Origin of the sequence: Capnocytophaga sp. oral taxon 326 str. F0382 (assembly GCF_000318295.1) — a bacterium.
GTDB classification, from domain to species: domain Bacteria; phylum Bacteroidota; class Bacteroidia; order Flavobacteriales; family Flavobacteriaceae; genus Capnocytophaga; species Capnocytophaga periodontitidis.
The window spans coordinates 82,507-102,358 of the sequence record NZ_KB291378.1 but is presented as its reverse complement, the minus strand read 5'-3'; the positions used below and the strand labels follow the sequence as shown (position 1 = coordinate 102,358).

23 protein-coding genes are annotated in these 19,852 nt (G+C 38.2%); 19 read left to right on the top strand and 4 right to left on the bottom strand.

Features of this window, described 5'->3' with window-relative positions; translation table 11 throughout:
- The first annotated feature begins 79 nt into the window (after positions 1 to 79).
- The 12 genes from HMPREF9073_RS02900 to HMPREF9073_RS02845 all read left to right on the top strand — a co-directional run bounded on the left by HMPREF9073_RS02900 (position 80) and on the right by HMPREF9073_RS02845 (position 7,269).
- Positions 80 to 1,549 (top strand): DUF4832 domain-containing protein, encoded by a 1,470-nt coding sequence (locus HMPREF9073_RS02900; RefSeq protein ID WP_009412487.1) that lies wholly within the window; start codon positions 80 to 82, stop codon positions 1,547 to 1,549.
- A gap of 133 nt (positions 1,550 to 1,682) precedes the next feature.
- Entirely contained in the window at positions 1,683 to 1,907 is a 225-nt protein-coding gene (locus HMPREF9073_RS02895) for a hypothetical protein (RefSeq protein WP_002680550.1), read from the top strand.
- On the top strand, positions 1,892 to 2,197 hold the full coding sequence (locus HMPREF9073_RS02890; protein WP_009412486.1) for a type II toxin-antitoxin system RelE/ParE family toxin: 306 nt from the start codon (positions 1,892 to 1,894) through the stop codon (positions 2,195 to 2,197). Before HMPREF9073_RS02895 ends, HMPREF9073_RS02890 begins: the two co-directional genes overlap by 16 nt.
- Positions 2,198 to 2,201: 4 nt before the next feature.
- Positions 2,202 to 2,681 (top strand): hypothetical protein, encoded by a 480-nt coding sequence (locus tag HMPREF9073_RS02885; RefSeq protein ID WP_009412485.1) that lies wholly within the window; start codon positions 2,202 to 2,204, stop codon positions 2,679 to 2,681.
- Between the two features lie 38 nt (positions 2,682 to 2,719).
- Positions 2,720 to 3,256 (top strand): DUF1599 domain-containing protein, encoded by a 537-nt coding sequence (locus HMPREF9073_RS02880; protein ID WP_009412484.1) that lies wholly within the window; start codon positions 2,720 to 2,722, stop codon positions 3,254 to 3,256.
- Positions 3,257 to 3,274: 18 nt separating this feature from the next.
- Complete coding sequence (locus tag HMPREF9073_RS02875) at positions 3,275 to 3,472, top strand: hypothetical protein (protein WP_009412483.1); 198 nt, start codon at positions 3,275 to 3,277, stop codon at positions 3,470 to 3,472.
- Positions 3,459 to 3,842: a PIN domain-containing protein gene (locus HMPREF9073_RS02870; RefSeq protein ID WP_009412482.1), complete on the top strand. Its 384-nt coding sequence runs from the start codon at positions 3,459 to 3,461 to the stop codon at positions 3,840 to 3,842. The genes HMPREF9073_RS02875 and HMPREF9073_RS02870 overlap by 14 nt, the downstream gene beginning before the upstream one ends.
- The gene (locus HMPREF9073_RS02865) at positions 3,839 to 4,834 is read left to right on the top strand and encodes an NAD(P)H-dependent glycerol-3-phosphate dehydrogenase (protein WP_009412481.1); all 996 of its coding nucleotides are present in this window, start codon (positions 3,839 to 3,841) and stop codon (positions 4,832 to 4,834) included. The genes HMPREF9073_RS02870 and HMPREF9073_RS02865 overlap by 4 nt, the downstream gene beginning before the upstream one ends.
- 133 nt (positions 4,835 to 4,967) lie before the next feature.
- On the top strand, positions 4,968 to 5,552 hold the full coding sequence (locus HMPREF9073_RS02860) for a riboflavin synthase (RefSeq protein ID WP_009412480.1): 585 nt from the start codon (positions 4,968 to 4,970) through the stop codon (positions 5,550 to 5,552).
- A 118-nt stretch (positions 5,553 to 5,670) separates the two neighbouring features.
- Positions 5,671 to 6,264: a hypothetical protein gene (locus HMPREF9073_RS02855; protein ID WP_009412479.1), complete on the top strand. Its 594-nt coding sequence runs from the start codon at positions 5,671 to 5,673 to the stop codon at positions 6,262 to 6,264.
- Positions 6,257 to 6,541 (top strand): transcriptional regulator, encoded by a 285-nt coding sequence (locus HMPREF9073_RS02850; protein WP_009412478.1) that lies wholly within the window; start codon positions 6,257 to 6,259, stop codon positions 6,539 to 6,541. Before HMPREF9073_RS02855 ends, HMPREF9073_RS02850 begins: the two co-directional genes overlap by 8 nt.
- Before the next feature lie 14 nt (positions 6,542 to 6,555).
- Positions 6,556 to 7,269, top strand: a complete 714-nt coding sequence (locus HMPREF9073_RS02845; protein WP_232212864.1) for a hypothetical protein — start codon at positions 6,556 to 6,558, stop codon at positions 7,267 to 7,269.
- On the opposite strand, the gene HMPREF9073_RS02840 is transcribed toward HMPREF9073_RS02845, so the two are convergent.
- From HMPREF9073_RS02840 to HMPREF9073_RS02825, 4 genes are all read right to left on the bottom strand, one after another.
- Positions 7,226 to 7,996 (bottom strand): 1-acyl-sn-glycerol-3-phosphate acyltransferase, encoded by a 771-nt coding sequence (locus HMPREF9073_RS02840; RefSeq protein WP_009412476.1) that lies wholly within the window; start codon positions 7,994 to 7,996, stop codon positions 7,226 to 7,228. The genes HMPREF9073_RS02845 and HMPREF9073_RS02840 overlap by 44 nt on opposite strands.
- Positions 7,997 to 8,141: 145 nt before the next feature.
- Positions 8,142 to 9,512 (bottom strand): RagB/SusD family nutrient uptake outer membrane protein, encoded by a 1,371-nt coding sequence (locus HMPREF9073_RS02835; protein WP_009412475.1) that lies wholly within the window; start codon positions 9,510 to 9,512, stop codon positions 8,142 to 8,144.
- A gap of 5 nt (positions 9,513 to 9,517) precedes the next feature.
- A complete protein-coding gene (locus tag HMPREF9073_RS02830; RefSeq protein ID WP_009412474.1) occupies positions 9,518 to 12,589 on the bottom strand; it encodes a SusC/RagA family TonB-linked outer membrane protein in 3,072 nt (1,023 codons plus the stop codon).
- Positions 12,590 to 13,030: 441 nt separating this feature from the next.
- On the bottom strand, positions 13,031 to 13,477 hold the full coding sequence (locus HMPREF9073_RS02825) for a hypothetical protein (protein ID WP_009412473.1): 447 nt from the start codon (positions 13,475 to 13,477) through the stop codon (positions 13,031 to 13,033).
- Positions 13,478 to 13,616: 139 nt separating this feature from the next.
- On the opposite strand from HMPREF9073_RS02825, the gene HMPREF9073_RS02820 reads away from it, so the two are divergent.
- Genes HMPREF9073_RS02820 through HMPREF9073_RS02795 form a run of 7 tightly spaced genes read left to right on the top strand, consistent with a single transcriptional unit; the run spans position 13,617 to position 19,827 of the window.
- Positions 13,617 to 14,081 (top strand): DinB family protein, encoded by a 465-nt coding sequence (locus tag HMPREF9073_RS02820; RefSeq protein ID WP_009412471.1) that lies wholly within the window; start codon positions 13,617 to 13,619, stop codon positions 14,079 to 14,081.
- Complete coding sequence (thiL, locus tag HMPREF9073_RS02815; protein ID WP_009412470.1) at positions 14,078 to 15,127, top strand: thiamine-phosphate kinase; 1,050 nt, start codon at positions 14,078 to 14,080, stop codon at positions 15,125 to 15,127. Before HMPREF9073_RS02820 ends, thiL begins: the two co-directional genes overlap by 4 nt.
- 13 nt (positions 15,128 to 15,140) lie before the next feature.
- Positions 15,141 to 15,290, top strand: a complete 150-nt coding sequence (locus HMPREF9073_RS15660; RefSeq protein WP_009412469.1) for a hypothetical protein — start codon at positions 15,141 to 15,143, stop codon at positions 15,288 to 15,290.
- Between the two features lie 10 nt (positions 15,291 to 15,300).
- Positions 15,301 to 16,710 carry an alkaline phosphatase gene (locus HMPREF9073_RS02810; protein WP_009412468.1) on the top strand — a complete coding sequence of 470 codons (1,410 nt, stop codon included), beginning with the start codon at positions 15,301 to 15,303 and terminating at the stop codon, positions 16,708 to 16,710.
- A gap of 24 nt (positions 16,711 to 16,734) precedes the next feature.
- Complete coding sequence (locus HMPREF9073_RS02805; RefSeq protein WP_009412467.1) at positions 16,735 to 17,712, top strand: cation diffusion facilitator family transporter; 978 nt, start codon at positions 16,735 to 16,737, stop codon at positions 17,710 to 17,712.
- Positions 17,713 to 17,724: 12 nt separating this feature from the next.
- Positions 17,725 to 18,864: a glycosyltransferase family 4 protein gene (locus HMPREF9073_RS02800; protein WP_009412466.1), complete on the top strand. Its 1,140-nt coding sequence runs from the start codon at positions 17,725 to 17,727 to the stop codon at positions 18,862 to 18,864.
- Between the two features lie 30 nt (positions 18,865 to 18,894).
- Entirely contained in the window at positions 18,895 to 19,827 is a 933-nt protein-coding gene (locus HMPREF9073_RS02795; RefSeq protein WP_009412465.1) for a sugar transferase, read from the top strand.
- Positions 19,828 to 19,852 lie beyond the last annotated feature (25 nt).

Genomic DNA, 19,852 nt, shown 5'->3' with positions numbered 1-19,852 from the left:
CGTTTTGCAAACGCCCACATAAATAAAACTTTTTCGGACACCCTCTTACAAAAGATAACCTTATTAAAAATTCAATAATATGAAAAAATGCTTTTTAACGTTATGTACTTTACTAGCAGTGTCTATCTCTTGCCAAAGCAAAGAAGATGACGTTAACAATGGAGGAGGTACACAGTCACCTACTACCCAATCGCAAACTACACAACCCTTACCCCCTAATACCCAACTCACTCAAATAGTGAATTACCAGCCTACTAATGAAATATTCTTAAACCCCGAAAGAGGTTTTTTAACACACCAAGATCAAAAAAGTGATAGCTGGCAATTAAATGCCAATTGGGTAAGAGAAAAAAGAGAAAAAGAGGGACTTAGCCTTGTACTCACCATCTATTATATGAATGAGTTTCGCGAGCAACCTATTTCAGAAAGCTTTCTAAATCGCATTCGCAATAATATGCGTGCTATTCGCGAAGGAGGTAGCAAGGTTGTGTTGCGCTTTGCCTATTCGTACGATCAAAACGACTACAACAATGGCAAAGGAGACGCTTCTTGGCAGTGGACAGAAAAACATCTCAATCAATTAGCCCCTATCATCAAAGAAAATGCTGATATCATAGCTGTGTGGGAAGCAGGTTTTGTAGGGGTGTGGGGTGAATGGTATTACACGAATCACTACAACTTTGAGCCTGCCGATAACGCCCAAGCGTATGAACCGCGCAAAAAGGTATTAGCCAAAGAGTTGAGCATTTTACCTAAGGATAGAATGGTAAGTGTGCGTTACCCGAAAGCTAAACTCTACACTCAAAATATAGGCGTAGAGAACGCTCTAACGGCTCAAACAGCTTTTACCGGTAGTGACCTTTCTCGTATAGGCTTTCACAACGATTGTTTCCTCGCCGATGACGACGATACTGGCACCTATCACCACATACAAGAGCATCGCAAATATGTAGCCAATGAAACTCAATACGTAGTAATGGGGGGCGAAACCTGCCGTCCGGCATCAGGCTATTCTTCTTATGCCGAGTGTAGTAACGCCCTAAAAGATATGGCTACCTACCATTGGAGCTACCTCAACCAAGACTATTATGAAGGGATTCTAAACCTTTGGAAAAACAAATGTATGGACGATATCAAAAGGCATCTCGGTTATCGCTTTGTGCTTACTGAGGGAAAATTCAATGATAATATCAAAGTAGGAGGAAAATTACAACTGCAATTGAAGATTAAAAATGAAGGTTTTGCAGCGCCTTTCAATCCGCGTGATGTACAGATAATCCTCACAAAAAAAGGAACTGGCGAAAAACATATTTTCAAAGTAAATACCGACCCTCGCCGTTGGACAGCAGGTAGCACTACCGAAGTAGGTGCAGAGATAACCCTTCCTAAAAATCTTACCGCAGGAGAATACAACGTTTATCTCAACCTCCCCGACCCCTACAAGAGCCTATCCACTCGCCCTGAGTATAGTATCCGTTTAGCTAATAAAGAAGTATGGGACCCCTCAACAGGTTACAACAAGATTCACTCAATAAAGATTAAGAATTAGAAATTAACAGTTAGAAATTAATAATTAGTCGTCAAACAAACCGAAGTAATCTAATTTGTTTGACGACTAATTTTCCAATCACCAAATTGGTTAATTGACAAATTATTTATACCTTTGCCCAAAAATAAGAAATATGAGGCACATACAATTCAATCAAGATATAACATTTGAACAATACCAAATGGCAGTACGTGTGTTAGAAGCCATAGGTTTAGATGTGCAGAAGAATGAAATACAATCTTTACCTTTAGAAGTAATACAAGGCATTGAGGAAGGTTGGCAAGAATTGCGTGAAGGAAAAGGAATCCCAAGCTCAGAAGTTCATCAAAAAGCAAGATTGTTATGCACAAACAAATAATATGGGCTCCTAAAGCAGAATTAGAGTATCTTTCTACATTAGATTTTTGGATTGAACACAATAAATCTTCTACTTACTCTCAAAAGATTATAACAGAAGTTGAAGCTGCTGAAAAGAGAATTATACAATTCCCTTTCTCAAACCCAGTTGTATATCAAACACCTCAAAAAGAAATTAGAAGAGTAATAATACTCTACAACTTTTCTCTATTTTATGAAATTTTTCCTGATAGGATAGAAATTGTTTTCTTTTTTGATAATAGAGATAATCCTGAAAAACTAAAATTCTAAATCAATGAAAAAAATAATCACACTTTTTGCTATAACTGCAACTTTTAGCTCTTGTAGTTTCTTTTCTAATGCAGCCAAAGAAGCTGCCAATACTACCGAAGAAATCGCTAATAAAACCGCTACTAAAGCAGGCGAAATCGTAGGAAGTACAGCACGTTCTTTCGGCGATGGTATAGGAGAAGGCATTGACAAATCAGGTAATTCAAGACTAAAACTTTCTGAAACTCTCACCCAACGCGGCTTAAAATTAGGTCATCACACCGTTAGTGATGAAAATGGTAATGATAATAAACTTTCTCTCTACCTCATTTTCGAAAAAGACTTTGAAGGTAGCGTAATGGTAAAAGTATTTAACAAACAAAACATAGAAATTGGGCGCGTAAAACAACAAATAAAAGGAAAAAAAGACGATGCCGCTTATTTTGACTTTGTATTCGACCCTCGTACTAATATCGACCCTAAATACACTATAATCATAGAATAAAACATTATCTCTTGCCTCTTAGCTCTTACCTAAATAAAATGAATACTGTAGAACAATATAACAAAGTAATTGAACAATGCCGCAGTCTCTTTATCAATAAAATGAAAGACTATGGCAGCGCGTGGCGTATATTGCGACTCCCCTCTCTCACCGACCAGATTTTCATCAAAGCACAACGCATTCGCGGATTGCAAGAAAACGCTGTACACAAAATAGACGAGGACGAAACCACCGAGTTTATAGGCATTATCAACTATGCATTAATGGCACTCATTCAAATAGATAAAGGCATTGCCTCTCAACCCGACCTCAATGTTGAGGAAGCTACAGCCCTCTACGATGCCAAAGTAGTTGAAGCTCGCACCCTAATGGAAGCTAAAAACCACGATTATGGCGAAGTATGGCGTGAAATGCGCGTGAGTTCTCTCACCGATATTATCTTACAAAAACTCTTACGTGTAAAACAAATTGAAGACAACCAAGGTAAAACACTCGTAAGCGAAGGTATTGCAGCTAACTATCAAGATATAGTAAATTACGCTGTATTCGCCCTCATCCACCTCAATAATTATTAATTGTTAATTGTAAATATTATGCCAACAACAGCTACAATAACAACTACCCACAAAGCCAGTAACAGCAGAGGCTTAGGACTTGTAATGCCTACTAAAAAGAAGTCTACATCTAAAAAGAAAAAAACAATAGAAGAATTAGCTGAAAGAGCTCAAGCTATCATTAGCAAGTACGATATCAAACCTTTTAACAGAAAAGAATTATATGGTAATTTGTGATACAAATATCATTAGCAAACTTCTATTTCGCGATCCTGAAGTAATGAAGCAAATCAATATAATAGGACTGAAAAATATATATATCACTCCTATTGTATACATCGAAATCGTACATTGGCTTAGTGCTTTTAGAAAATTTACTCGTGAGGACAGAAAGGAAATCAAAGCCTTTATGGACTCTCTAAAAGTACTCCATATCAATAAAAGTATTTCTGAACTTTCTATTGATGTTATCAAAAAGGATAATAGTCTTGAATTCCCCGATATTTTTATCGGTGCAACAGGAGTATATTACAACTTGCCTGTATACACCCACAACCTTAAACACTTTAAACTTATTAAAGGTATCACCTTATACAAAGAACAATGAAATCTAAAATATCTGTAATAGGCGGCGGTAGCTGGGCAACTGCCCTTATCAAAATCCTTACTGCCAATATCGACCAAGTGTGTTGGTATATGCGCAATGAACAGGCTATTGAGCACATCAAAGCAACCAAACACAACCCTAACTACCTCAGCGATGTACACTTGAACATCAACAAGCTACACCTCACTAACAACATCAACGAGGCAGTAGCTTTTAGCGATTATATTGTCTTCTCTATCCCTTCAGCTTTTTTAAGTGACGAATTAGAAAAACTCACCGAACCGCTATCTAATAAAAATATTTTTTCTGCTATCAAAGGTATCGAACCTAAAAGCGGACTCATAGTAGGTGATTATTTCAATAAAATACATCACGTACCTTATGCTCAGATAGGAGTTATAGCAGGCCCTTGTCACGCCGAAGAGGTAGCCCTCGAACGTCTATCATACCTCACAATCGCTTGTCTCGATGAGGAAAAAGCACGCTTTATGGCTGAAGCTATGAAACGCCATTATGTGAAAACCAAAATATCCGACGATGTGGTAGGTATTGAATACGCTGCTATGCTCAAAAATATCTATGCCCTTGCTGCGGGTATTGCACACGGTTTGGGATATGGCGATAACTTCCAAAGTGTACTAATGAGCAACGCCATTCGCGAGATGCGACGTTATATCAAGCATATTTACAAAATCAAACGCAATATCAATAACTCCGCTTATCTCGGTGATTTACTTGTAACTGCCTACTCGCTTTTCAGTCGCAATCGTATGTTTGGCACGATGATTGGCAAAGGTTATACCGTAAAAAGTACAATGGCTGAAATGAATATGGTAGCCGAAGGTTATTACGCCACCAAAAGCGCTTATCTCATCAACAAAAATCAAGAAAAACCAAGCCGTACCCCCATACTCAATGCCGTCTACAAAGTATTATACGAGGGCAAAAGAGCGAGTATAGTGTTCTCAGAACTCACTGGAGAATTGGATTAGCTTCCTCCCCTGCCCCTCCAAAGGAGGGGAGCTCACGTGAGAAAAACATTGTTAAACTTTTATTTATCCCCTTAAATCCTTTTTGTGGATTTGTCCCCTCTCTTTTGGAGAGGGGAATGGGGTGAGGATTATTATGTTCACAGGAATTATAGAAGAAATAGGTAAAATCGTACGAATAGAACGCAAACAAGCGAATCTGCATTTATACGTAAAAAGTTCGTTTACTAATGAACTAAAAATAGACCAAAGTGTTGCCCACAATGGGGTATGCCTCACCGTAGTAGCTATCGACGGCGATGTATACCAAGTAACTGCCATTGCCGAAACCCTTGCCAAAACCCACTTGGGCAGTCTGCAAGTAGGTGATGCAGTAAACTTAGAGCGCGGTATGCTCCTCAACACCCGTTTAGATGGACATATCGTACAAGGTCACATCGACCAAACAGGTACTTGTACTGCTATCCAAGAAGAAGCCGGTAGCACCCGTTTTACTTTTCAGTACGACCCTTCCACGGGTAATGTAGTGATTGAAAAAGGCTCTATCACTGTGAATGGCGTAAGCCTCACAGTAGTCGATGCCACTCGTGATAGTTTTAGCGTAGCAGTAATCCCTTATACTTTAGCGCATACCAATCTACAACATTTACAAATAGGTAGTGTTGTAAATTTAGAATTCGATGTAATTGGTAAATATGTCGCCCGACTTATGCAACGATAAAATATAGATTTTGCCAGAGTTCAAAGACTTTGGCAATTTTTTTAGGTAAAAAATTTGGTTTATAAAATAAACTTAATTACCTTTGCCGCGTATTTGAACGTAAAAACCTTTTAATGTTATGGAATTACAGCCTTCCGATAGCTTGAAAATCATTCAAGAGATTATCCAGCAACGCAAACAAAAGTATGAAGCCAATGGCTTTTTCTTGCTCTTTTGGGGCGCACTCATCGCACTGTCAGGAATAGTGCAGTTTACAATGCTCATCAGCGATTTTTATCCTAAACAATCGGGAATGGTATGGGCAGTATTAATGCCTTTAGGCTTTGTAGTTAATTTTGTAATCCTCTTTAGAAATAGAGGCGAACAACGCAAAGCTTTCCTTTCTGCCGATTGGCTTGACTGGGCGTGGTTTATAGCGGGAGTGATTGCCCTTCTCAGTTTCTTAATCCCCTTCACTTCGTGGAATAACTATGAAATTGCTATACTAACCATCTACTTTCCTTTTGCTTTTGTAGCTTTAGCTGTAGCTTTGCAACTCAAAATGCGCCTTTGGGTCACTACTTCACTCATAGCCATCGTAATTATCTATAGCGTTTTATATTGCCCGTATGGTATCTTTTTACCTTTACTTTGCTCAATTGTAGCGTGTTTGCTATTTTTAATCCCTGGTATTCAACTCTATATTCACCATAAAAAACAACAAAATGTTTAGCGAACTCGACCCCATTTTGCACTCACAACTCCGCTTGGCTATAGTCTCTTTGTTAATATCAGAAGAAAAAGCCGATTTTGTGCGTATCAAAGAGGTTACCAAAGCTACATCGGGAAATATATCTGTGCAAATACAAAAGTTAGAAGCTGTAGGATATGTTACTGTAACCAAATCTATCAAGGACAATTATCCAAACACCGAACTTCAGCTTACCCACAAAGGGTTGCTTGCCTTTGAAAACTATGTAGAAGCCTTAAAAAGTTATCTCAAACTCTAAAAAAAAACGATATTATGAAGTATTTAAATTTGTATTTAATGTGTTGGCTATTGTTCAGCGGAATAGCCACTGCACAAAGTACGGATGCACAAATCGCCTCCGTTTTAGCCACTGCTCACCAAGAAAAGAGCGAGCAGCCTTTGCGTGACTTTTACGAAAAGAACGAAAAGCAACTTTCCGATTATTGGAAAGCCTATCTTTTGTATCGAAAATCCTCTATGTTAGGCACTTATGGAAGTGTAAAGAATGAGGCTCTTCGCCTTCTTGGCAAAGCCGATATAGAGAAAGCCATTCAATTATTGGAAAAGAAAACCGATAAAGATGCTGAAGACTGGGTACTTTTGGCTCTTTGTGAAAGCTATGCCTTAAATTTTGTAGCTCCTAATGCCAATATGTACCAAAAAGCAATGAAGATTAGCAATGATTTAGACGAAGCGCTATTGCTAGACAAAGCTAATCCGCGGTATTTTTTAGTGATGGGCATACAAGATATGCACACCCCCGAAATGTATGGTGGACAACGCAAAACAGAAAGTTATTTTCAGCGAGCTATCGCTCTATTTAGCAAAGCTCCTAAAGATAGTCCCGTGAGTTGGGGTTATGAAGAAACCTATCAACTATTAGTAAGCTACTATTTGAAGAAAGGAGAGAAAGAAAAAGCTAAAGAAACTGCTAACAAGGGGGCTACTCTTTTCCCTCAGAATCAGTTCTTCCAGAAGATTTTATAAGTCTCTCCCATAACAACGCACGCACTTCTTCTCGTAGAGTCTCTTTATCGTCAAGGGTTTTGCCTTGGGTAGAAATAGGCGGCAGTACATCCACTCGCATTGTGCCTGTACTGCCCGCAAAAAAGCGGAAAGGAAAGCGCTTTTTAGTATCGTAGAACACCATTGGCACTATGGGAATTTGGCACTGTATGGCAATGCGAAAAGCCCCGTCCTTAAAACTATCGAGTACAATACTCTCATCATCGGGTACGCCCCCTTCAGGGAAAATACAAATGCTCAAACCTGCCTCTATGCGCTCCATCGCTTGAGTATAGACCTCCCTCCTACTCTGCGGACTCTTTCTATCTACCATTATCGCCACCCGTTTGTAGAAATAACCAAATAAGGGTAGTTTGGAGAGTTCTTTCTTCCCTACAAACACAAAGGGGTTTTTACTGCAATACAACATTAGCATTATGTCCATCATACTATAGTGATTGGCAACCAACATATAACTGTGATGATCATTAGGTATTGTATATTCGCGTTTCACTTTAGGGAAAAAGCCCATTGCATAGAGGATAGGTGTTGCCCAAAGGCGTCGCATCACCCAGTACAAAGCGCGATACCACCTTTTATGAGCAGTAAGAACGAGCAACAAAGGCAAAAGGAGTAGTATAATAGAGGCTACAAGCACATAAAACCAAGACTTCCAAAGTAGCCAAAAAGTGTATTTCAAAAATTTCATTTTTCTTATCTTGAGGGGGCAAAGATAACGCAAATATTTATAAACAACAATTTATAAAAAAGGCTATCCGTTTATTTCCGGACAGCCTTTTCTAATTTTATTCTACTTTTTAGTTTACTAAACAGCAACAACTAAGGTTTTGAAGTTAGTAACCTTGATTTTGCTTCATATTGCCATTAGCTCCCATTTCGTCATCTGGAATAGGAAATGAGTATTTATAGCTTCCATAGGTTACCGTTCCATAAGTTTGTAAAGCATCATCTACAAGAGGCATATCTTGTTTATTTCGTGCAATATCATAAAAACGGAAGCCTTCACCTGCAAACTCTTTTCGTCTTTCTAACAAAATATTCTCAAGAGTTGCCGATGTATAAGCGGTTGCACCTCGTTTTGCAGGTATTAAATTCAGCTGAGCAAGGGCATTTGCAGTATCACCTAAACGGAAAAGAGCTTCGGCATAAGTGAGCACCACTTCTTCATAACGAATAACAGGTATATCTTGTGAACCTATGATATCAGTTTGTTTTCGCATTCTGTAAGTTTTACCAGCTTTTACTTCGGAAAAAAGAGCTTTTCTAACATCTCCTGTTTCGTATTTTGAATACAAATCGTTGAGCATTACCACATCTCCATAAGTCCCAAAATAAATATTTCCTAAACTATTATTACCTGTATTATCACTATCGTTATTAGCAATAGAAAAAATTTGATTTTTAGTATTATCAGTTGTAAAGGTTTTTGCAAAATCGTTAGCATCTGCAATATCCAAGCGAGAACCTTTGTGATCAATTACGTACTTAGCAGCATCACGAGCAATTGCCCAATCTTCAAAGAAAAGAGCTACACGAGCTTTGATAGCATAGGCTGCAAAAGTAGTAATGTAGTGAGCAGAAGCGTCATCTTTGCTTGCTGATAAATTGCTAATAGCTGCGTTTAGGTCTTCCATTATAAGTTCATAAGTACGCTGAACCGTTTCTCGAGCTGGATAAATGGCTTTTCCAAATACTTTTGTATAAGGAACACCTAATGCTTTTGTTCTGTCAGACTGTTGGTATTGTTGACCGTAAAGTTTCAGCAAGTCAAAATGAGCTAAAGCACGAATGGCATAGGCTTCCCCTAAATAATGATTCAGCGTAGTAACATCACCGGTAATTTTTGCTCTATCAGCATTAATAACTACGTTGGTTGATACTATTGTTTGATTGATACGCTTCCAAGCAGTAGAAGGGTCGTTCTCTGTTTTAGTCATAGCCATTTTAGCAACCGTAACAAAACGGTTTGAATTTGCATCGGAGTATGCGTTATCGGAACGCACTTCTCCAAAAATAATTACATCTCTTCCGTAGTACTCTCTTGAACTCATATGATTATACGCTGAGTTTAAAACACTTCTAACGTCTTCTACAGAATTGATACTTCCCCCTAACTCTTTATCTTGCTCCAATGTAGGGTCTAAGTCGGCACAGCTTGTAGCTAACAAAGCTGTGCTAAATAGTGTGTATATAACTTTTTTCATTTTGTTTAGAATTTTAAATTAACACCAAAAACTACAGATTTTACAGGTGGTGCTGTAAGGGTAGTATATCCCATTGTATTGCCTTTATTACCCACTTCAGGATCAAGTTTTAGACCGCTGTCTTTCACCCAAGTATAAAGATTAGTTCCTCTAAGGGTAAAGGTAACTCCATCAAAACCTGTTCCTTCTAAGTATTTAGAAGGCACTTCATAGCCCAATGTAATGTCTTTCAAGCGTGCAAAAGTACCATCGTATAAGTGACGAGAAGAAACATCGTGGAAATTATCAGCGCCTGAATAGGTTATTTTTGGCACATCGGTTACATCTCCTGCTTTTTGCCAAGCGTTTAATAACTCGGCGTCTCCATTATAATTTACTGTTGTAAAATTATTGGTTCTCAAATAGAATTGAGCAAATCGTTCGTATACTTTATGCCCTCCTGTAAAATAAACAGTAGCATCTAAAAATACCCCTTTGTATTGAAGGTGAGTAGACAGACCTCCTGAATATTTTGGAATGGCAATACCTTGGAATCTTCGCTCTGCGAGGTTATAGTCTGATGTTTTCTTGCCATCTTTGGCATACCACTCAGGAGCCCCTGTAGTTACATTGACACCTGCCCAAGTTGGCATATACCAATAAGCATACGTTTCTCCCACTTTGGTTTGTTTGTATGCACTCCCTGCTGTTGGGTCTACATCGGCGCCTGTACCGTCTTTTGCCAATTCTTCTACCCTGTTTTTAACTGTTGCTATATTAGCCGACAAGTTCCAAGTGAAGTTTTTATTACGGATAATATCAACCCCTAATGAAGCCTCAATACCCTTATTGCTCATTGCTCCTGTATTAATAGCTTGTTCTTCAAAACCTGTAGTTCTTGACAAAGGCACGTTTAGCAACAAATCATAAGTATATTTATCGTAATATGCAACAGAGCCTCTTAAGCGCTGGTTAAATAGTGCAAAATTGAGCCCTACATCAAAAGTACGGTTTTTCTCCCAAGTAAGGTCATCATTTCCTAATGTTTTGGGGTAGGCAGCTCCATTTTCAGCATAATCAGCATCATAGGCTAAAAGTACTTGATATTGGTTTAAATCTACCCCAGAGTTCCCTGTAAGCCCATAAGAAGCTCTTAATTTTAACTCGTTGAAAACTTTCCCAAGGGCTTCAAACTCTTTATGAAGGTTGTAAGCAAGACCTAATGACCAGAAATTCCCGTAGCGATTTCCTTTTGCAAAACGAGATGAACCTTCTCTACGAATACTTGCGTCAAGAATATATTTTTCAGCATAAGAATAGTTAAGCATTCCTAACAACGATACATTCGCCCAATCTTCAAAAGTAGAATATACTTTTTTTTCTTTTGTTACAGAAACGAGATTGGTTAAACCATCAGCGGCTATATTAGAACCATAACCTTCTAAATAATTCTTTTTGTACTTTTGATATTCATAAAGTGCTGTAAGACCAAATTTATGTTTCTCGGCTACATTGAAATTATACGATAAGGTATTTTGATATACCCAAGTAGCGTGGTGAGTCATTATACGTTGTGAAGACCCATTTTGTTTATCATCATCACTGTGTATTCTGTTTCTATAGCTTTTATAATCTGATGAAATGTAATCTACATTGGCACGAGTAGAGAATACTAAATTTTTAAGCAGTTCGTAATCTACTTTAAAGTTTACCAATCCTCTTAGGGTATTGTTCTTTACTATATCGTGTTCTTGTAGATACAAGTAATTGTACAATCCTGTATACCTATTAAATGTGGTAACATTATACGACCCATCGGCATTATAAGGATTCGCCCAAGGCGACATCATTACTTTTGCTAGATAAGGATTCGTAAAAAAAGCTGATTGCTCAGCAATAGGATTTTGAGATACCCAAGAGCCATTTACTGAAGCCTCTAACTTCAATTTATCATTCAAATCTCTGTTGATTTTTATCACTCCAGATACGCGTTTAAAAGGGTCGGATGTTTTTACTGTAGGTTCTGTTCTGTTATATCCCAAGGATACATAGTAAGTTCCTTTTTCATCTCCTCCAGAGACTGATATATCGGCAGAAGTCATTACAGCATTTTTGTTTTTTATAAGTTCTGACCAATTGTTGTTATTTAATGCACTATTAAAGTTTTCTGCTCCGTTAAGTCTCAAACCATTGGTGTGGGCAAAATCAATTGCGTTGTCGTAAGTTACACCTCTGTTTGCAAATTGGTTTGCCAATCCTTGTTTTAACAAATGATAGCGTTGGTCACCCGTAAGAGGAGACCTTTTAAAATACGCATCGTTTTGAAAACCCACTGAGGTATTTACATTAAACTTTGTCTTTCCTCTTTTACCAGATTTGGTTGTAATAACAATAACCCCATTAGAGCCTCTCGCCCCATAAAGAGCTGTAGCAGCAGCATCCTTGAGCACTGTTAAACTTTCTATATCTTCGTTGTTAATACTTGCAAGGGTTGACATTGAAGAAAATGTATCTTTATCCTCTGTTAGGTTCTCTGTGATTACTGGCACACCATCTATCACATAAAGAGGTTTATTACTACTATTCATAGAGCCTACCCCGCGAATCATTACGGTCTGTTCTGCTCCTGGTGTTCCTGAAGCAGCGTTAATTACCACCCCTGGAGTTTTCCCTTGTAGAGCTTGGTCTACAGAAATAGCCGAAGGTGTACTTATATCTTTACTTGATAACTGTACAGTATTTCCTGTGGATTCGGCTGCTTTCTTTTTAACAACACCCAAAACCACTACTTCGCCGATCTCTACGGCTTCTTCTTGCAGTACTACATCAATACGACTTGAAGTACCAACTTTGTGACTTTGGGTCTTCATTCCTAAAAATGAGAACTCTAAGGTCTTACCCGGAGCAACCTTGATACTGTATCGACCCTCCATATCAGTTTGGGTACCGTGGTTTTCCCCTTTTACGACTACGGCTACACCCAACATTTCTAATCCGTTGGCATCACGTACCGTTCCTGTAATCGTCCTTTCTTGTGCAGTAGCGACTGCTGAAAAGAAAAGAACGAATAAAAACACGTAAAATAGTTTTTTCTTCATCGCTATTAATTTTATAGTTTAACACCGCAAAGTTATAGAATAATTTTACAAGAATCCAAATACTATCAGATTTTTTTTCTACAGACTTAAATACTTCTCATTGAAACTATTTTTTTGAACAAATCGCAATATTTCAGTTAAGAATTTATCATATTCTCAATAAAATAGACTTTTTAATAAAAATATCTCATTTTTCATCTTAATTTTTTACCTATATTACAACATTGCTAAAAATTGTGTTAAGTTTCTTATTTTCAATAATATAAATAACATATATACTGTTATAAGCATTTTTTATAACTAAGAAAATCAATGCTCTTTTCTTCAAATTTTAACTATATTTAACATTTTCATAAACGTAAAAAATCTCTCGTTGCAAAGCTATTTTACAACGAGAGACCTCTATTTTATTGAAAATAATTCGTTAAAAAACGAAATCTATTATGAAAATCCTAACCATAATCCCCAAGGAATTCTGGAAAGTAATAGCACTAAAGCTATACCGTAGAACAAGGCTATTTTGCCAAACATCTGGCGCACCTCAGTCTGCTTTTTGAGTTTTACCCAACCAACAGTGATGAGCGCTATGGCAATGATATTCATCAAAGGGTGTTCTAACAACAGAAGGCGCAATAAGGAGTCTTTCATCACTACTTTAGCCCCCTCACCCCACATCTGCAAACGAGGCGTTGTAACATATAGTAACAAACCTAATAACATTTGTATATGTGAGAAAACAAGTGCAAACAAACTTAAACGGAGGTCTTTTACCTCAAAGTATTTTTTATTCTTGAAATAACCGATAAGTGCATTAACTACCGCCGCAATAAGCACAGCTAATACTATATAGGCAGTGAATGAGTGTAATTGTTTAATTAGTTGATACATAAAGCTTTCTTTTAAATTTAGGGCGCAAAAATACAAATCTTTTCCAAATATAGTGATATATTGGTCTATTTTTTGTAATTTTGCGCTGAAATACAGTGATTAGCAACTTTTTGCTTTTCACTCTTAAATTTTCACTATAATGACAGACCAAGTATTTGCCCTACACGTGGCAACCCGCAACAATCTTTTAACTTATTTGGAGAACCTAACTCCTGAACAATTAGCACAAATCCCTAATGGATTTCACAATAACATCTGGTGGAACATCGCTCACTGCGTGGCACAACAACAAATACTCTGCTACAAACTATCAGGACTCAATTTCGTTGTACCCGAAACTTTTGTAGATACTTATAAAAAAGGCACTTATCCCGATGGGCATATCCCTACCGCTGACGAAATTCAAGAATTGCGCAGCCTGCTCATCAGTACCCAAAAACAACTACAAGCCGACTACGAGCGCGGAGTATTCTCTAACTTTACCCCTTATACTACCAGCTATGGCTATGCGCTCACTTGTATAGAAGATGCAATACATTTCAACAACACTCACGAGGGTATGCACCTTGGGGTGGTAATTGCTTTAAACTACTTTGCTAAATGATAGAAGATAAAACGCCACACCGCACCTCATTAGCCGATTTAGGTGAATTTGGACTCATCGACCGCCTAACAGAAGGTTTTGAAATCCACAATCCTTCCACTCTCAAAGGCGTAGGCGACGATGCCGCGGTAATGGATTTTAAAGATAAAAAAACAGTTGTCTCTACCGACCTGCTTATTGAAGGTGTACATTTCGACCTCAGTTATGTACCGCTGAAACACTTGGGTTACAAAGCGGTATCGGTGAATGTATCCGATATTTATGCAATGAATGCCACCGCTACCCAAATAACGGTATCAATAGCAGTATCTAATCGCTTTCCGTTGGAAGCCTTAGAAGAACTCTATGCGGGCATTCGCTTAGCGTGTGATCGTTACAAAGTAGACTTAGTAGGAGGCGACACGACTTCCTCTACACGCGGACTCATCATCTCGGTAACGGCAATAGGCGAAGCGAATGAAGAGGACTTGGTATACCGCAACGGGGCACATCCTAACGACCTTATAGTGCTCACAGGCGATATAGGAGGAGCCTATATGGGTTTGCAGATATTGGAACGCGAAAAAGCTGTTTTTCAGGTAAATCCAAACTCTCAACCCGATATAGAGATGTATTCTTATATTTTGGAACGCCAGCTCAAACCCGAAGCCCGCAAGGACATTCCGTCACTGCTCAAACAATTGGGTGTAAAACCTACTGCGATGATGGATGTGAGTGATGGCTTATCGTCAGAGCTCTTGCACATTTGCAAACAATCGGGGGTAGGTTGTAGGTTATATGAAGACAAAATACCTCTTGACCCACAAGTGATTAGCACTTGTGAGGAGTTCAATTTAGATAGCACTACCATAGCCCTAAGTGGCGGTGAAGACTACGAACTGCTGTTTACTATCACCCAAGCCGATTACGACAAAATTAAAGGCAACCCCAATTTTAGCGTAATAGGTTACATTACTGATAAAGAGGAAGGCGTAAACCTCGTCACTCGTGCAGGACAGTTCATCCCAATCATAGCGAGAGGGTGGAACGCATTGAGCAATGATTAATGATTAATGGTTAATGAATAAAAAGATAGATATAAAAATAGATAAAAGTCTTGATAAATTTAAAGGGAAAGTACTTTTCCCAAAGAAATTAGCACTTGCTGAAGAACTCTTACAACGTGCTAAGTTTCCTACGGAATTAAAAGAGAAATTAAACATATCATAAAAGAACTATTATGAAAAGAAGAGCATTTTTTAAAAATGGGGCTTTAGCAGCTTTAGGAGGCTTAGTATTGCCTTCCTTTGATTTACAAGCGCAAACCCTTGGGGAAGCCCATAAAAACAAACGCACTAAAAACATCATCTTTATGGTGAGTGACGGTATGAGTTTCGGTACTTTAGTAATGGCCGATCTCTACCTCAAACGCAAATTCGGTCGCCCTTCTAACTGGATGGGACTATACGAACAGAACCTCGCTCAACGCGCCGTAATGGATATGGCATCGGCGAGTTCGGTAGTAACCGATTCATCGGCAGCAAGTTCGTCTTGGGGCGGTGGCGTACGTGTAAAGAACGGTAGCCTAAATATCAGTCCAGATGGCAAAGAGAATATGCCTATCTTGCAAAAGTTCAAAAAAGCAGGTAAGAAAGTGGGTTGCGTCACTACCGTAATGGTAAACCACGCCACTCCTGCAGGCTTCTGTACGTGGAGCAAAAGCCGTAATGCTATGGACGAGATTGCCCTCAACTATACCGAATTAGGCTTCGATGTGATGTTAGGCGGCGGTAGTAAATACTTTGACCCTGCCCATCGCAAGGACAAGAAAGACCTCTTTGCCGTTCTCAAAAAGAAAGGTTATACCGTAGCCCGCACTCGTAGTGAAATGCAGAAAGCCCCTACTAACAAACCTCTCTATGGGCTCTTTGCTGAAGATGCACTCCCCTACACTATCGATCGCGCTCAAAGCAGTGAAGAACAAGCTAAATCGCCTACCCTTGCCGAGATGACCGCTAAGGCTATCGACCAACTTAAAAGTCACCCTAATGGCTTTGTAATACAAGTGGAAGGTGGTAAAGTAGACTGGGCTGCACACGCTAACGATATAGGGGCTTTGCTCTACGACCAAGTTGCTTTTGACGAGGCTATAGGGGTAGCACTCGACTTTGCTAAAGCCGACGGCAACACTCTTGTGGTGCTTACTTCCGACCACGGTAATGCTAACCCTGGACTCATCTATGGCAAAGATTGTAATGACAATTTTGACAGATTGCAAAACTTCACCCATTCTAACGATTGGATTTTACAACAAATCAACTCTAACGACTCGGTAGCCAAAGTGCGTGAGCACGTAGCTCAATACTGCGGTGGAATGAACATCAGTGAGGAACAAGCTAAAGAACTCTTAGGCTATTACGCTAAAACCGAAAGAAAAGAAGACGGCTTGTACAACTACAAACACCTGCCTTACCGATTGTTTGCCGAAATACAAAAAGCTCATACTTCAGTAGGTTGGATTAGTATGGATCACTCTTCCGATTACACTGAATTGGGAATGTATGGACCTGGTAGCGAACGCCTAAAACCTTTTATGCGCAATACCGATATACACAATTTCTTGTTGGAAGCAGCAGAGGTTAAAGTTTAGAAGTTAGGAAGTAGAAATTAGAGGGTGAAAAGTTTTCAGTTTCAAAAGCTCGTTACTTTTATAGGTATATTGCTCTTCATCGTGAAGTTGATAGCGTGGCATATTACCAATTCTAACGCTATTTTTTCGGACACGATGGAGAGCATTGTGAATATCATTGCCGCCTTTATGGGGCTCTATTCGCTATACCTTTGCAACAAACCTCGCGATACCGACCACCCTTACGGACACGGCAAGGTAGAGTTTGTTACCGCTGGCATTGAGGGAATGCTCATCGCTATCGCTGGAGTACTCATCCTCATCGAAGCTATTTCGTCACTTATAGAGGGAATACATCTCGATAAATTAGGCTGGGGGATTGCCCTTTTCGGGTCTACCGCCATAGTGAATTACACTATGGGGTATATTTCTTACCAAAAAGGGAAAAAAGAGAACTCTTTAGTACTAATGAGTGCGGGCAAACACTTGCAATCAGATACTTTTGCCACTTCAGCTATTGTACTGAGTTTGGTGTTGGTACACTTCACCGGTTGGTTATGGCTCGACCCTCTAATTGCTATTAGCTTTGGTAGTTATATCATAGTAATAGGGTGGAAAATTGTGCGTAAAGCCCTTAGTGGTATTATGGACGAGCGCGACGAAGCCCTATTTGCCGAACTCGTAAATATACTGCAAGCTAACCGCAAAACCGAATGGATAGACATTCACAATATGCGCATTCAGCAGTTTGGGGCTCACTTGCATATTGATGCCCATATCACTCTGCCTTACTACTATTCGCTAAAAGAAGCCCACCAAGAGATGGAAAAAGTAATTCATCTGTTAGCAGAAAAAGTAGATAGAACGATAGAATTCAACTTTCACTTAGACTATTGCAAACCCTTTTCGTGTGAAATTTGCACCATTGATTGTCCCTTTAGAGAAAAGCCTTTTGTTCAAAGGGTTGAATGGGACGTGAAAAACATCGCTGGAGTAGCGAAACATAAAATAAATGATCAATAAGAAATAAACAATATGATAGTTACTTTCTTTTCGGAAAACCTATGGTTTACAGCTTTTTTTGTGTGCCTCCTTTCATTAGGAGTAACTTACTTTTCTTTGCCAAGTGTTATCTATGTCGTAAAACAAAAAAACTTGATGGATAAACCCAATGCGCGTAGCTCCCACAAAGAAAAAACTCCTACTTTAGGAGGACTTTCTTTTTTTGTAAGCTTGATTTTTACCTTGTTCTTGCTTCGTCCGTTTGATAACGATAGTGTGGGGATTAATATTCTATCAGGGGTTGGTGTATTGTTTTTCGTAGGTTTAAAGGATGACCTCACAGGTGTAAACCCCAGTACAAAAATCATAGGTCAAATCATCGCTACTCTCATTCTTTTCTTTGGCTCAGGACTTAAAATCACCACATTAAACAATTTTTTAGGTATCACTGATATTCCTTATTGGTTTTCTATACTCATCAGTTGTGCTATAGTGATGGCTATTGTCAATTCTTACAATCTGATCGATGGCATTAATGGTTCAGCAGCAATGGTAGGCATTGTGATTTTTGGATCTTTTGCCTATGTTTTCTACGATGCCGAAATGTACTTCTACTTTCTGTTATCACTGTTGAGCATCAGTTTTCTATTGGCTTTTTTGCGTTATAACCTATCGGCTAAAAAACGGGTGTTTATGGGCGATACAGGCTCTATGATTGTAGGGTTCCTCATTGCTGTATTGGCTATCAAATACTTTTCACTCAATACAGAGTTGTTAGAAAGTGCTGTTATCACCCCTTCCAACAAAGTGTGGGTGCTACTCTCTATCATCTTCATTCCCTTTTTTGATACTACTCGCGTGTTCACCACCCGCTTGTTGCGCCACGGACAACCTTTTAAAGCCGACCGCAGTCATATCCACCACGTGATGATAGATTATATGAAATTGTCGCACTCACAAGCAAGTTTGCTGTTAGCTTTGATTAATCTCGCTGTTTTTGTAACAATTTTATTTTTTAATACAAGAATATCCCCTTTGATGCTGGGAATTTTGTTTATAGCTTTCTCTATAGTTTTAGCTATTGTTTTATTTATTGTGAATCGAGGATATCACAATCTTAAAAACAAACAAAAAATTAGACATCTTATCAATGAAATTCATAAAAAGCACTGAAATAATTTATTGTTTTAAAAAGATATAATTATGAAAATATTTTATCATAGACCAACTTGTTTATTTATTAATGTGGGCGGTATTCTTGAAAAATTGTTAGAGGAATCAAATATCTCTAAATTTTATAGAATTATCAAATATGATATTTCCAAGAAAAAAAGAACCATTTCGAGTATTGTCAATAAGCTAAAAATAGCAATTATTGTTATTGAAACTTCAAAAATCAAAGAATATCCTGATGATATCATTAGAGAAATTATTGATTTGAGGACTAAAGGTATTATTGTTTATGAAGCAGAAGAATTTTACGAAAATATCAACAAGCGTATTCCTATCGTAAAATTAGAAGCTAAAAAATATATTGGCGATGATATTTTTTCTATAAAACAAAGAATTAGACACCGATTGATCAAACGTTTTTTTGATTTATCACTTGTTTTCTTAGCTCTTCCTATAGCATTACCTTTAACTATTATAGGAGTTATTCTTACTCTTTTAAGTTCAAAAGGAGGTGCTTTCTTTGCACAGACACGTGTAGGAAGAGAAGGAAAAACTTTTAAAATATACAAAATCAGAACTATGGTATTAAACAATGGAGGTTTTACTCAGGCAAATGACTCACGTATTACCCCTATTGGAAAAATATTGCGCTTTACCAAAATAGATGAACTACCTCAATTATACAACGTATTGAGAGGTGATATGAGTATTATAGGCCCTCGCCCTGAAATTCCTGAATATGTAGAAAAATACGCAGAACAAATACCTTTTTTCAAACTACGCCATATGGTAAAACCAGGAGTTACAGGTTGGGCTCAAATTCATATTCCAAAAGCCACTCCTGAAGATAGTATTAAAAAATTAGAATATGATTTGTACTACATCAAGCGATATTCATTATTCCTTGATATTAAAATAGTACTTGAAACTACAAAAATTATACTTACCTTAAATAGTAACTAATTTTTTTCGTATCTTTGCGCCCTAT